Source organism: Streptomyces lydicus, assembly GCF_004125265.1.
In the GTDB taxonomy this organism is placed as follows: Bacteria; Actinomycetota; Actinomycetes; order Streptomycetales; family Streptomycetaceae; genus Streptomyces; species Streptomyces lydicus_C.
The window spans coordinates 4,877,625-4,891,168 of the sequence record NZ_RDTE01000003.1; the positions used below are offsets into that span (position 1 = coordinate 4,877,625).

The following is a 13,544-nucleotide window of genomic DNA, read 5'->3' on the forward strand; positions in this document are numbered from 1 at the left end:
GCATATCTATGCGCGTAGATTTTCGAACACGGTACTGTGAGGACACCGCCTTACGCACCACACCACCGGGAGTGCCAGTGGCACGCGTCGTAGTCGACGTCATGCTCAAGCCGGAGATCCTCGACCCGCAGGGGCAGGCGGTGCAGCGCGCACTGCCACGCCTGGGCTTCGAGGGGATCGCCGACGTCCGTCAGGGCAAGCGTTTCGAACTTGAGGTGGAGGGTCCGGTCGACGACGCCGCCCTCGCTCGCATCCAAGAGATGGCCGAGACCTTCCTCGCCAACACCGTCATCGAAGACTTCACCGTGCGGGTCGACTCATGACCTCGCGGATCGGAGTCATCACCTTCCCCGGCACGCTCGACGACCGCGACACCCAGCGCGCGGTCCGGGTCGCCGGTGCCGAGGCGGTGCCGCTGTGGCACCGCGACAAGGACCTCAAGCAGGTCGACGCCGTGGTGCTGCCCGGCGGATTCTCGTACGGCGACTATCTGCGGGCCGGTGCCATTTCCCGGTTCTCGCCGGTGATGGAGACTGTGATCGAGCAGGCCAGGGCCGGTATGCCGGTCCTCGGCATCTGCAACGGCTTCCAGGTGCTCACCGAGACCCACCTGCTGCCCGGCGCCATGCTGCGCAACAACCATCTGCACTTCATCTGCCGCGACCAGAAGCTGCGGGTGGAGAACGCGGAGACCTCCTGGACGTCGGACTACGCGTCCGGCCAGGAGATCAGCATCCCGCTGAAGAACATCGACGGCCGGTACGTCGCCGACGAGCGCACGCTCGACATGCTGGAGGCCGAGGGCCGGGTCGCCTTCCGCTACCTGGACGGCAACCCCAACGGCTCGCTCCGCGACATCGCCGGCATCACCAATGAGGCGCGCAATGTCGTCGGCCTCATGCCGCACCCCGAGCACGCCGTGGAGCCGCTGATCGGTACGGGGCGTACCGACGGCCTCGGGTTCTTCACCTCGATCCTGAAGAAGCTGGTCAACGCATGATGGCCGAGCGAAGCGAGGGCACCATTAAGCACAGCCTCGACACCGTCAAGCACGCCGCCGAGACGCCGGACACCGACCAGCCGTGGGCCGAGCTCGGTCTGAAGCAGGACGAGTACCAGCGCATCCGCGAGATCCTCGGCCGCCGTCCCACCGGCGCCGAACTCGCCATGTACTCGGTCATGTGGTCCGAGCACTGCTCCTACAAGAGCAGCAAGGTCCATCTGAAGCAGTTCGGCGAGAAGGCCCCGGAGAACGACGCGCTGCTCGTCGGCATCGGCGAGAACGCCGGTGTCGTCGACGTCGGCCAGGGCTACGCCGTCACCTTCAAGGTGGAGTCCCACAACCACCCCTCGTACATCGAGCCCTACCAGGGCGCGGCCACCGGCGTCGGCGGCATCGTCCGCGACATCCTCGCCATGGGTGCCCGCCCGGTCGCCGTCGTGGACCCGCTGCGGTTCGGCGCCGCCGACCACCCCGACACCAAGCGCGTCCTGCCGGGCGTGGTGTCGGGCATCGGCGGCTACGGCAACTGCCTGGGCCTGCCCAACATCGGCGGCGAGGTCGTCTTCGACGCCTGCTACCAGGGCAACCCGCTGGTCAACGCCGGCTGCATCGGCGTCATGAAGCACGAGGACATCCACCTCGCCAAGGCGTCCGGCGCGGGCAACAAGGTCATCCTCTACGGCGCCCGCACCGGCGGCGACGGCATCGGCGGTGTCTCCGTGCTGGCCTCGGAGACCTTCGACGACTCCAAGCCCGCCAAGCGCCCCGCCGTCCAGGTCGGCGACCCCTTCCAGGAGAAGCTGCTCATCGAGTGCACCCTGGAGATCTTCAAGGCGGACCTGGTCGACGGCATCCAGGACCTCGGCGGCGCCGGGCTGTCCTGCGCCACCAGCGAGCTGGCCTCGGCCGGCTCCGGCGGGATGCGCGTCGAGCTGGACACCGTGCCGCTGCGTGACTCCTCCCTCTCGCCCGAGGAAATCCTCATGAGCGAGTCGCAGGAGCGGATGTGCGCGATCGTCGAGCCGGGGAAGGTCGACCGCTTCCTGGAGATCTGCGAGAAGTGGGACGTCATCGCGACCGTCATCGGTGAGGTGACGGAGGGCTCGCAGCTGGAGATCTTCTGGCACGGCGAGCAGATCGTGGACGTACCGCCGCGCACCGTCGCCCATGAGGGCCCGGTCTACCAGCGCCCGTATGCCCGGCCCGACTGGCAGGACGCCCTCCAGGCCGACGACGCGGCCAAGCTGGCCCGCCCGGCGAACGCGGACGAGCTGCGCGCGCAGGTTCTCGCGCTGGTGGCCTCGCCCAACCAGGCCTCCAAGGCGTGGATCACCGACCAGTACGACCGGTTCGTGCAGGGCAACACGGTCCTCGCGCAGCCGGAGGACGCCGGTATGGTCCGGATCGACGAGGACAGCAACCTCGGTGTCGCGCTCGCCACGGACGGCAACGGGCGCTACGCCAAGCTCGATCCGTACACCGGCGCGCAGCTGGCGCTGGCCGAGGCGTACCGCAACGTCGCCGCGTCCGGTGCCAAGCCGCTGGCCGTCTCCGACTGCCTGAACTTCGGTTCGCCCGAGGACCCGGCCGTGATGTGGCAGTTCGCCGAGGCCACCCGTGGTCTCGCCGACGCCTGCCAGACCCTCGGCACGCCGGTCACCGGCGGCAATGTGTCGCTCTACAACCAGACCGGCGAGGTGGCGATCCACCCGACCCCGGTCGTCGCCGTGCTCGGCGTGATCGACGATGTGAACCGCCGTACCCCGATCGCCTTCGCGGACGAGGGCCAGCTGCTCTACCTGCTGGGCGACACCCGTGAGGAACTGGGCGGTTCGGCCTGGTCGCAGGTGGTGCACGACCACCTCGGCGGTCTGCCGCCGAAGGTGGACCTGGAGCGCGAGCGGCTGCTGGCCGAGGTGCTGATCTCCGCCTCCCGCGACGGCATGATCGACGCCGCGCACGACCTCTCCGACGGCGGTCTGATCCAGGCCGTGGTGGAGTCCTGCCTGCGCGGCGGCAAGGGTGCCCGCCTCGTCGTTCCCGACGGGCTCGACCCCTTCGTGCTGCTCTTCTCCGAGTCGGCGGGCCGGGCCGTGGTGGCCGTGCCGCGCAGCGAGGAGCTCCGCTTCACCGACATGTGCGGTGCACGGGGGCTGCCGGCCACCCGGATCGGTGTGATCGACGGCACCGAGATCGACGTCCAGGGGCAGTTCAGCATCCCGCTGAGCGAGCTGAAGGACGCGCACGAGGCGACGATCCCGGGCCTGATCGCCTGATCCGCCTGAGACGCAGCCCGGGCGCCGCGCCGCGCCACTGACGGTCCGACGGTCCGTTCCCGCCACGGGGACGGGCCGTCGCTGTTTTTCCCCGCATTTCTCCCGCATTTCCCCCGCGCCTCCTGCGCCTCCCCGCACCTTCTCGCGCCTCCCCGCACCGGCAGTCATTGCCATGGATTACGTCATTACGTAATCTCTGACCATGGATCTGGAGCAGCGGCTGGCCGAGGTGGAGCGCCGGCTGACGGCGCTGGAACGGTCCGCCGCCCGTCCTCCGGCTTCCGCGCCCGAGCGGGAGCCGGACGAGGAGCTGTGGGCGCTGCGCGGCCTCAAGGAGCAGTGGGCCGAACTCGGCGCCGACAACGGCGGAGTGCTCTTCACCGGGGCCGTACGGACGCCTGCCGGACTGCGCTACGAATGGCAGTACGGCCTGGCCACCGACACCCTGCTGGACGACGACTGGGCGGCCGCCGCCGAGTCGTTCGCCGCACTCGGCCAGCCCCTGCGGCTGCGGCTGCTGCGCGAGATCCTCGGTGGCCGCTGCACCGCCGCCGAACTCACCGAGCTCGACGGCACGGGCACGACCGGCCAGATCTACCACCACCTGCGGCAGTTGACCGCCGCCGGCTGGCTGCAGACGGCCGCCCGCGGCCGCTACGAGGTTCCGGCCGGCCGCGTCGTACCGCTGCTGGTGATGCTGACCGCCGCCGGGTGCTGACGCCCGGCCACACGACCTCACGGGGGAGACGGAATGAAGTCCACCACTGAACGCAAGCTCGCCAGGAACGCCGCACGTGCCTGCCTGCTGATCTTCCTCGTGATCGTCGTCGCGAGCTTCTTCGCCGACATACCGTTGTGGTGGAGCTGGATTCCCCTGGCCCTCTGGATACTGATCGCCTTCGGCGTGAACCGCCGGGCGGCCCGCGCGGAGGCGGACGGCGCGACGGGGCAGGCCCGCGAACCGGTGGCGGTCGCCGCCCCGGTCAGCGGCCGCTGGAAGGCTCTCAACAGCCCCGCCGACAAGGTCCCCAGCCATGGCACACGTGCCTACGGGCAGGCCTACGCGATAGACATCGTGGCAGAACCGGAGCCGGGCTCCAGGCCCGCCTTCGGCTGGTGGCCCCTGGTCCGCCGCAACGAGGACTTCCCGGCCTTCGGTGCGCCCCTGCTCGCCGTAGCCGACGCCACCGTCGTCCGCGCCGAGGACGGCAGCCGCGACCATCTCAGCCGCACGTCCTGGCCCGCGGCCGTCTACCTGCTCGCCCTGGAGGGCCCGGCCCGCACGCTCGGTGGCGCCCGCTGGCTGCTCGGCAACCATGTGATCCTCGACCTGGGAGGCGGCGTCCACGCGCTCTACGCCCATGTCCGCCGCGGTTCGCTCACCGTCCGTACGGGCGACCGGGTGCGGGCCGGTCAAACCCTCGGCCAGTGCGGCGACTCCGGCAACAGCAGCGAGCCGCACGTCCACTTCCAGCTCATGGACGCCGCCGACCCGGTCACCGCCCAGGGCGTCCCGTTCACCTGGCAGGGCGTCGGCCTCCCGCGTAACGGCGAGACCTTCGAGGCCGCCCAGCCGCGGACGACAACGGCGAGCTGAGCGCCGGCAGCCCCGTAGCCGGTCGCCCCGGCGTTCGTCTCGCGCATGCGGCAGCACCTGTCAGTGCCGCCTCGTAGGCTGACGGACATGCCGCCTGCCGCCCGGAAGCCGCGCCCCCGCCGGTACGACCCGAAGAAGACCCGCAGTGCCGTCACGGCCCAGCTCGCGCACGTCCAGGAGGCCGTACGCGCCCTTGGGCCGGGCCAGTTGGCGCTGCCGACCCGGCTCGGTGACTGGACGGTGCGCGAGCTGGCGGCGCATCTGTCCATGGCCGTGGGGAGCGTGGCGCGCAGCCTTGAGCGGCCGGTGCCGGCGCGGGCGGAGGCCACCCTGCTTCAGTGGCCGTCGGCGGCCGCGCCGCGCGCCGCCGACGTCGACGCGCGCACCCGCGCCCTGGCCGACGCGCACGACCCGGTGGAGCTGCTGGAACGCACCGCGGCCGAGTTCGCCGAGGTCGTCGCGCCGGAGCCGGACGACCGGCTGGTGCCGGTCCTGCCCGGCGCGATGCCGCTGGCGGACTTCCTCGTCACCCGCTGCCTCGAACTCGTCGTGCACACCGACGACCTCGCGGCGGCGACCGGCCGGGAGATCCCCTTCGACCGCCAGGCCCTGGCCACCACCACCCGCCTGCTGGCCGACGTCCTGGCGGACCGGGCCCCCGGCGGTTCGGTGGAGCTGCGGATTCCGCCGTTCGCCGTGGTGCAGTGCGTGGCGGGCCCCAAGCACACCCGCGGCACCCCGCCGAATGTCGTCGAGACCGACCCGCTGACCTGGATACGGCTGGCCACCGGCCGTACGTCCTGGGCCGAGGCGCTGGACGCGGCGACGGTCAGCGCCGGCGGCGAACGGGCCGATATCAGCGGATATCTGCCCGTGCTGAGCTGACGGCGGCGAGCCCGGCACCGGCACCCGGCGCGGGCGGCGGACCCGGCGCCCGTACCGATCGCGGCCGCGGGGGCGTCGCGCATCTCACACGGAGCGGGACGCGCCCCCGGGCCACAAGATCCACACGGTTCACGCCGCGGGCCCCGCGCCCGGCGGCGCACCAGGTGAGCCAAGGGATCCGAGGTCTGCAGGGGCGCCGAGCCGCCCGCCGCGAGGCGTGAGCACGTCAAGCGGTGCGGCCCCTCATTCATGCACTCATCCAGTTTCGCGGCCATCCCCGGTTCGGATGAATGCGCGACCTGCCCTAGACTCGGTGCCGTGCCACGTGGTGACGGACGACTCAGCCACGACCTGCTCCCCGGTGAGAAGGGCCCCCAGGACGCTTGCGGCGTCTTCGGTGTCTGGGCTCCGGGTGAAGAGGTCGCCAAACTCACCTATTTCGGGCTGTATGCGCTGCAGCACCGTGGACAGGAGTCCGCGGGCATCGCGGTGAGCAACGGCTCCCAGATCCTCGTTTTCAAGGACATGGGCCTGGTCTCCCAGGTCTTCGACGAGACTTCGCTCGGCTCCCTCCAGGGCCATATCGCCGTGGGCCATGCCCGCTACTCCACCACCGGTGCCTCGGTGTGGGAGAACGCCCAGCCGACGTTCCGTGCGACCGCGCACGGCTCGATCGCGCTCGGCCACAACGGCAACCTGGTGAACACCGCCGAGCTGGCGGATCTGGTCTCCGCGCTGCCCCGCGAGGGCGGCCGGGCGACCCAGGTCGCGGCCACCAACGACACCGACCTGGTGACGGCCCTGCTGGCCGGCCAGGTCGACGAGGACGGCAAGCCGCTGACCGTCGAGGAGGCCGCCCCGCGCGTCCTGCCGAAGGTCAAGGGCGCCTTCTCGCTCTGCTTCATGGACGAGCACACGCTCTACGCCGCCCGCGACCCGCAGGGCATCCGCCCGCTGGTCCTCGGCCGCCTGGAGCGCGGCTGGGTGGTCGCCTCCGAGACCGCCGCCCTCGACATCTGCGGTGCCAGCTTCATCCGGGAGATCGAGCCCGGCGAGATGGTCGCCATCGACGAGAACGGCCTGCGCAGCAGCCGCTTCGCCGAGGCCCGCCCCAAGGGCTGCGTCTTCGAGTACGTCTACCTCGCCCGCCCGGACACCGACATCGCCGGCCGCAACGTGTACCTCTCCCGGGTGGAGATGGGCCGCAAGCTGGCCGCCGAGGCGCCGGCCGATGCCGACCTGGTGATAGCGACGCCGGAGTCCGGCACGCCCGCCGCCGTCGGATACGCCGAAGCCAGCGGCATCCCCTACGGCTCGGGCCTGGTCAAGAACTCCTACGTCGGCCGGACCTTCATCCAGCCCTCGCAGACCATCCGCCAGCTCGGTATCCGGCTCAAGCTCAACCCGCTCAAGGAAGTCATCCGCGGCAAGCGCCTGGTGGTCGTCGACGACTCGATCGTCCGCGGCAACACCCAGCGCGCCCTGGTCCGGATGCTGCGCGAGGCCGGCGCTCTCGAGGTCCACATCCGGATCTCGTCCCCGCCGATCAAGTGGCCGTGCTTCTTCGGCATCGACTTCGCCACCCGCGCGGAGCTGATCGCCAACGGGCTGAGCGTGGAGGAGATCGGCAAGTCGCTGGGCGCCGATTCGCTCGCGTACATCTCCATCGACGGCATGACCGAGGCGACCACGATCGCCAAGCCGAACCTGTGCCGCGCCTGCTTCGACGGCGAGTACCCGATGGAGCTGCCCGACCCGGGGCTGCTGGGCAAGCACCTCCTGGAGTCGGAGACCGCGAGCGGGACCACGTCCGACGTGGACGGCGTCCAGACGCTCACCGCCGGGGTCGGCGGGGCCGACGCGCTGCGTCGCCCGTAGAGCTCGTTCACACACGACAGGAAAGTGCTCAGCCATGTCCGCTGAATCCTCCGGTGCCAGCTACGCCGCCGCGGGCGTCGACATCGAAGCCGGCGACCGCGCCGTGGACCTGATGAAGGAGTGGGTGAAGAAGGCCACCCGCCCCGAGGTCGTCGGCGGCCTCGGCGGCTTCGCCGGCCTCTTCGACGCCTCCGCCCTCAAGCGCTACGAGCGCCCGCTGCTCGCCTCGGCGACCGACGGCGTCGGCACCAAGGTCGACATCGCCCGCAAGATGGGCGTCTACGACAGCATCGGCCACGACCTCGTCGGCATGGTCGTCGACGACCTGGTCGTCTGCGGTGCCGAGCCGCTGTTCATGACGGACTACATCTGCGTCGGCAAGGTCTACCCCGAGCGGGTCGCCGCGATCGTCAAGGGCATCGCCGAGGGCTGTGTGCTGGCCGGCTGTGCGCTGGTCGGCGGCGAGACCGCGGAACACCCGGGGCTGCTGGGCGCGGACGAGTTCGATGTCGCGGGAGCCGGCACCGGCGTCGTCGAGGCGGACCGGGTGCTGGGCGCGGATCGTATCCGTACGGGCGACGCGGTGATCGCCATGGCGTCCTCCGGGCTTCACTCGAACGGGTACTCGCTGGTCCGTCATGTGCTGTTCGACCGTGCCGGAATGGCCCTGGACCGGGAGATCCCGGAGTTCGGCCGCACGCTCGGCGAGGAGCTCCTGGAGCCCACCAAGATCTACTCGCTGGACTGCCTGGCGCTGACCCGTACGACCGAGGTGCACGCCTTCTCGCACATCACCGGCGGCGGCCTGGCCAACAACCTCGCCCGGGTGATCCCGGACGGTCTGCACGCCACCGTCGACCGCACCACCTGGACGCCGGGGCCGGTCTTCGACCTGGTCGGCGCGGCCGGCTCGGTCGCCCGCCCGGAGCTGGAGAAGACCCTGAACATGGGCGTCGGCATGATGGCCGTCGTGCCACAGGGTTCGGTGGAGGCCGCCCTGACCACGCTGGCCGACCGCGGCGTGGACGCCTGGGTCAGCGGCGAGATCACCGACCGCGGTGACCGCGCAGAGGCAGTGACCCTGACCGGTGACTACGCGAGCTGAGCGGACGGGCGCCTGCCACGGCCCCACCCGGGCCAGGACGGGCGCCCCTCTCCCCGGCGGCCGTCGAGGCGGCCACCACGCCCACGGACATACGGGCAGCGGTCATCCGGGCAGCACAGAACCCGGTCCGGGCGATGCCCAGGACCGGGTCCGTGATGCTGTTATGGGTGCCGCGAGCGCGCAGAGAGTCAAGCGCGACGACGCTGCTGGGACGATTCGCCCTCGTCCTCTTCGTCGTCGTCGCTGTTGTACAGATCTGCGTACCGTGCGTACGGGTCGTCGTCCTCGTCCTCCTCGAACGGCTCGGCGTTCGGAGGCTGCTGGTTCGACGGTGTTGCACCCAGCTCGTCGGCCAGTCGTGAGAGATCCGTCCCACCGCTGCTGTACTTCAGCTGGCGGGCGACCTTTGTCTGCTTGGCCTTGGCCCGGCCGCGCCCCATGGGTCGACCCCCTCAATGACGGGGCTCGATGGCCCCAGAGTCTTGACACGCGTTCATGGATCAGAGCGGGCTCTCGACAGAGAGACCGGCCCGTAGGGCTTTAACGGTACCTGCTTCCGCGGCCATACGGTACGTCGCCCGCATCACCCGCCGCTCGGCACGACCGGCAAGGTGCCCCGTCCCCGCTGGTCAACTGCGATTTTAACCTGTCCTGTACGGCGACCCGCCGACGGGTGGTGAGGGATGTCTCCCCCGGCCGCCCGCGGCGGGCCGCACAGAGCTCTTTTTCCGGCCCGCAAGGGCGCATTTCCGGCCTGCGTCAGGGGCGCTGCGCCTCCGCCATGCGCTGCTCGGCCAGGCGGTCGGCGGCCGCGGCGGGCGGAATGCCGTCGGCCTTCGCGCGGGCGAATATCGCCAGCGTGGTGTCGAAGATCTTCGCCGCCTTGGTCTTGCAGCGGTCGAAGTCGAAGCCGTGCAGCTCGTCGGCCACCTGGATGACACCGCCGGCGTTCACGACGTAGTCGGGGGCGTAGAGGATGCCGCGGTCGGAGAGGTCCTTCTCGATGCCGGGGTGGGCGAGCTGGTTGTTGGCCGCGCCGCACACCACCTTCGCGGTCAGCACCGGCAGCGACTCGTCACTCAGCGCACCGCCCAGCGCACACGGCGCGTAGACGTCCAGGCCCTCGGTGCGGATCAGCGCCTCGGTGTCCGCGACCGCCGTGACCTGTGGATACTTGGCGCGCACCCGCGCCACCGAATCGGCGCGGACGTCCGTGATCACGACCTCGGCGCCGTCCTCGAGCAGATGCTCGACGAGGAGGTGGCCGACCTTGCCGACCCCCGCGATGCCCACCCTGCGGCCGCGCAGCGTCGGGTCGCCCCAGGCGTGCTGGGCCGAGGCGCGCATGCCCTGGAAGACGCCGTAGGCGGTCAGGACGGAGGAGTCACCGGCGCCGCCGTTCGCCGGGGAACGGCCGGTGGTCCACTTGTTCGTACGGGAGACGACGTCCATATCGGCGACGTAGGTGCCGACGTCGCAGGCGGTGACGTAGCGGCCGCCCAGGGAGGCCACGAACCGGCCGTAGGCGAGCAGCAGTTCCTCGGTCTTGATCAGGTCGGGGTCACCGATGATCACGGCCTTGCCGCCGCCGTGGTCCAGCCCGGCGAGGGCGTTCTTGTAGGACATGCCGCGCGACAGGTTGAGGGCGTCCAGCACGGCCTCCTCCTCGGAGGCGTAGGCATGGAAGCGGGTGCCGCCGAGGGCGGGGCCCAGGGCGGTGCTGTGGATGGCGATCACGGCCTTGAGGCCGCTGGCACGGTCCTGGCAGAGAACGACCTGCTCATGGCCCCCCTGCTCCGATCGGAACAGGGTGTGCAGAACGCCGCCGTCGTTGCCGGCGTGGGCCGGACGTACGTCAGTCACGGTGGTGACTCCCATAAGTCGCGAAGGGTGCCCTCCGACGGGTGGGGAGGGCCGGTTGGAAAGAGCGTAAGACCTGCGGGACCGGTTGATCGGGCGGGTGCCCAGGATCACCCTCTCCCGGGGGACGGGCATGGGACGATCTGGTCGTATCGCAGGCCGGCGGGGGCCCTCGGGATCTCCCGGCGGCGGACTTCCCCTTTGAAGGAGCGGGCGTGGCCCTGGCGTCGTCGGTGAAGGTCCCGTACATGGCATATCTGCGGGTCTACGAGCCGCTGGCCGCGTTCCCCGAGCCGGAGCGCTCGCACTGGGCGCGCTATGCCAAACGGGAGGACACCCCCACCGCCCAGGACGAGCAGCGCCGGGCGCTGGCCGATCTGCTGGCGACCCCGCCGGTGCCGGTGCCGGTCCACGAGAGCGCGGACGCCTTCATCGCCGTCGTGGACGAGGTGACGTGCGTCTGCCCCTGGCGCACCCGGCTGCGCGGCTGGCAGGCCCTGGAGGCGCTGGACGAGCTGCTGCCGGCGTCGGTGCTGGATGCGGCGCTGCCCCCGGTGGTGCGGCTGCAGGCGGCCGGCGACTACGAGCGGTGGCGGGAGCGCAACCCGGACGCGAGGCCCTGGATCCGCGGCGCCGCCTGGCACGTCCCGGTCCGCTGGTTCGTGCTGTTCGACGACGGCGAGCGGGAGTACACGAAGGGTGACCAGGCGCCCGTGATGCGTTACCGGACGCCCATGGTGGAGGCACGACGGCGGGTCGCCCGGGGACTGCGCACGCTGCGCGACGCCCTGGAGGAGGGGCCGCTGATCGACGGCCTGGTAGATGTGGGGCGCTGGCTCGAGGAATTCCATCCGCGCTCGCTCGTGGAGCTGGACTACGGAGGGCTGGTGCACGCGGTGCCCGAGGAGCAGCTCGCCGAGGACCGTTCCGCCGCCGAGGTGGCGGAGGGGCTGGCGGCGCTGCGCGACGGGGACGGCGAGCGGGCCGGGGTCGCGTACGAGAAGCTTTCCCAGCGGTGGCGTGCGGTGCGGGAACGTCAGTTCTCCAGCTGAGCGGCGGTACGGTCCGGGGATCATGATGCGGAATGATTGCTTTCGCTTTTCGGCGTTCGCACAGTGAGGGACGTAGGTCCCGATCCGGGCGATTGCCTCAAGCGTGACCTAAAGCACTGACTTCGGGTCTTGCTCCCAAGCCATACCCTCGTGCCAAAATAGGACAAGGAGCCCGACGCGGGCTCCTTCCGTCCAACTAAGGGCGGATAGATCGGTATTGCGCTCCTTGAGGGGTCTCGTGGCGTCTGTTCACGTTGTGACTGATCGTCACGGACGAGTGACTGTCCGCTATGGCACGGTCCATCGGCTTCCGCCGAGGTTGAACACCTGAGAGGGCAATTCCATCGGTTTGGCCGACGTGGCTGGACAGATGGTGTAGTTGTAGTGCCGAGGACAAGCCGTTCGTCCTATAACCGACTCGGCCCGCGTCCGCCATTTCGGGCAACGTGGGTCAAGGTGCAGAATTTAGAGGAAAGAACCGTGATGGTTCGGTTCTCCCGAGGAGGCCGCTCATGACCGCTCGCACCCCTGACGCCGAGCCGCTGCTTACCCCTGCTGAGGTCGCCACGATGTTCCGCGTGGACCCGAAGACGGTGACCCGCTGGGCCAAGGCAGGCAAGCTCACGTCCATCCGCACGCTCGGAGGACACCGGCGTTACCGCGAGGCTGAGGTCCGCGCACTGCTCGCGGGCATTCCGCAGCAGCGCAGCGAGGCCTGAACAACCGCATAACCAGGTCGTTTTCGGGGCCCCCAACCCGAAAATGCCTGCTTTGTACCCCTGGCTCGACCTGCTTCACCTTGCTTCACACAGCTTCATATGACGCGGCGCCTGCCCCAACAGGCCCCACACCCGCCCCATCTTGGGTACGTCATCGATCGCGCTGGACTCCGCCGGGTCCAGCGCGATCTTTTTGTGTGCGCCCGCTCCAGGCCCCTTCGTGGCGGCCAGGTCGGCACGCCGCAGACGCCACTCCGGACGCCGCTCAGGGTGCCTTCACGGGTCTCGTGGGGGCCTTTGCGTGCGGACCCTGCGGGCTCGTTACTGAGGCGTTCACAGGTAGTGCAATTGCACATATTAAATTGACCGGTTGTATGCGAGGTGTAAGTTCCGCATCACGCCAAACCAGTTCGGTGACACCCGTCACACTGCGCGGCGCTTGAAGACGATACGTCCGCTGCGGTAGAGAACTTCTCCCGCCGCGCCCAACGCCCTGCCGCCGCACGCGCGATGCAGGCGGCGTCGGTCATCCGCCCGCGGGACTTTCGCCCTCGGCCGCCTGCGGCTCACAGACGGCCTGCGGCGGGGCGGGGGTGATCGCGGGCGCCGGAGCCGCGGAGCGGGCCGTGTGCGGCTCCATGGCGAGCCGCAGCAGCTGGTGACAGATGGGGCAGTGCCGCATCAGGTGGCGATAGCCCGTGGCCGCCGACAGATGGGCCCGCAACAGCGCCCTGGTCTCGTGCCGTACCGCAGTCGTCATTGCGTATACCTCCCCGGCCCCGTGCCCTTCCTCAGTGAGTACCGGTGGTACGTGCCGCCGTCAATACGGCGGGCAGCAAACCGGCTACGCACCGCATTCGGTCGACGGGGGCGGCCGGCGGCGGAGACGGCCGGCGGCGCGCCTCGGTGCCGGTGGCCGGCGCGGTGATCCGATACGGGCCGCAGGGGCGGGTTCTGACGGGGAGTGCGGTGACCGGTGCCCGGCGGCGGCCGCACACCGGGGGCGGGGACCGCTCCGACCGTAGAAGGTCCGGACAGCAGAACGGCCCGCATCCGAGAAGGATGCGGGCCGTAATAATGCGGTCCTGACGGGATTTGAACCCGCGGCCTCCACCTTGACAGGGTGGCGAGCACTCCAAACTGCTCCACAGGACCTTGCGTTTCGCTTT

At 70.3% G+C, this 13,544-nt stretch carries 13 protein-coding genes and 1 tRNA gene; 10 read left to right on the forward strand and 4 right to left on the reverse strand.

What is annotated here, in order from left to right; all coding sequences use genetic code 11:
• Positions 1 to 77 precede the first annotated feature (77 nt).
• The 8 genes from purS (at position 78) to purM (ending at position 8,744) form a co-directional block, all read left to right on the forward strand.
• On the forward strand, positions 78 to 323 hold the full coding sequence (gene purS / locus D9V36_RS23880; protein ID WP_030086196.1) for a phosphoribosylformylglycinamidine synthase subunit PurS: 246 nt from the start codon (positions 78 to 80) through the stop codon (positions 321 to 323).
• Positions 320 to 1,000, forward strand: coding sequence for a phosphoribosylformylglycinamidine synthase subunit PurQ (purQ, locus tag D9V36_RS23885; RefSeq protein WP_129295574.1), 681 nt, complete (start codon positions 320 to 322; stop codon positions 998 to 1,000). The genes purS and purQ overlap by 4 nt, the downstream gene beginning before the upstream one ends.
• A complete protein-coding gene (gene purL, locus D9V36_RS23890; RefSeq protein WP_129298643.1) occupies positions 1,000 to 3,279 on the forward strand; it encodes a phosphoribosylformylglycinamidine synthase subunit PurL in 2,280 nt (759 codons plus the stop codon). Before purQ ends, purL begins: the two co-directional genes overlap by 1 nt.
• A gap of 202 nt (positions 3,280 to 3,481) precedes the next feature.
• A complete protein-coding gene (locus D9V36_RS23895; RefSeq protein WP_129295575.1) occupies positions 3,482 to 3,997 on the forward strand; it encodes a helix-turn-helix domain-containing protein in 516 nt (171 codons plus the stop codon).
• A gap of 33 nt (positions 3,998 to 4,030) precedes the next feature.
• Positions 4,031 to 4,876 (forward strand): M23 family metallopeptidase, encoded by an 846-nt coding sequence (locus D9V36_RS23900; protein ID WP_129295576.1) that lies wholly within the window; start codon positions 4,031 to 4,033, stop codon positions 4,874 to 4,876.
• 87 nt (positions 4,877 to 4,963) lie between these two features.
• Positions 4,964 to 5,761 carry a maleylpyruvate isomerase family mycothiol-dependent enzyme gene (locus tag D9V36_RS23905; protein WP_129295577.1) on the forward strand — a complete coding sequence of 266 codons (798 nt, stop codon included), beginning with the start codon at positions 4,964 to 4,966 and terminating at the stop codon, positions 5,759 to 5,761.
• 318 nt (positions 5,762 to 6,079) lie between these two features.
• Positions 6,080 to 7,639 (forward strand): amidophosphoribosyltransferase, encoded by a 1,560-nt coding sequence (gene purF, locus D9V36_RS23910; protein WP_129295578.1) that lies wholly within the window; start codon positions 6,080 to 6,082, stop codon positions 7,637 to 7,639.
• Positions 7,640 to 7,673: 34 nt separating this feature from the next.
• A complete protein-coding gene (gene purM, locus D9V36_RS23915) occupies positions 7,674 to 8,744 on the forward strand; it encodes a phosphoribosylformylglycinamidine cyclo-ligase (RefSeq protein ID WP_129295579.1) in 1,071 nt (356 codons plus the stop codon).
• A 188-nt stretch (positions 8,745 to 8,932) separates the two neighbouring features.
• Here the strand turns inward: purM and D9V36_RS23920 are convergent, their stop codons facing one another.
• Together D9V36_RS23920 and D9V36_RS23925 are read right to left on the reverse strand one after the other, a co-directional pair.
• Positions 8,933 to 9,184, reverse strand: a complete 252-nt coding sequence (locus D9V36_RS23920) for a DUF3073 domain-containing protein (RefSeq protein WP_129295580.1) — start codon at positions 9,182 to 9,184, stop codon at positions 8,933 to 8,935.
• Between the two features lie 319 nt (positions 9,185 to 9,503).
• Positions 9,504 to 10,622 (reverse strand): Leu/Phe/Val dehydrogenase, encoded by a 1,119-nt coding sequence (locus D9V36_RS23925; protein WP_129295581.1) that lies wholly within the window; start codon positions 10,620 to 10,622, stop codon positions 9,504 to 9,506.
• Between the two features lie 197 nt (positions 10,623 to 10,819).
• Between D9V36_RS23925 and D9V36_RS23930 the strand changes: the two genes are divergently transcribed.
• A complete protein-coding gene (locus tag D9V36_RS23930; protein WP_129295582.1) occupies positions 10,820 to 11,656 on the forward strand; it encodes a hypothetical protein in 837 nt (278 codons plus the stop codon).
• 512 nt (positions 11,657 to 12,168) lie between these two features.
• Entirely contained in the window at positions 12,169 to 12,375 is a 207-nt protein-coding gene (gene bldC, locus D9V36_RS23935) for a developmental transcriptional regulator BldC (RefSeq protein WP_003949541.1), read from the forward strand.
• 526 nt (positions 12,376 to 12,901) lie between these two features.
• Here bldC and D9V36_RS23940 read toward each other — a convergent pair.
• Both D9V36_RS23940 and D9V36_RS23945 read right to left on the reverse strand, forming a co-directional pair.
• Positions 12,902 to 13,135, reverse strand: a complete 234-nt coding sequence (locus D9V36_RS23940) for a DUF6274 family protein (protein WP_129295583.1) — start codon at positions 13,133 to 13,135, stop codon at positions 12,902 to 12,904.
• 320 nt (positions 13,136 to 13,455) lie between these two features.
• A tRNA-Asp gene (locus D9V36_RS23945) sits at positions 13,456 to 13,530 on the reverse strand.
• Between the last annotated feature and the right edge of the window lie 14 nt (positions 13,531 to 13,544).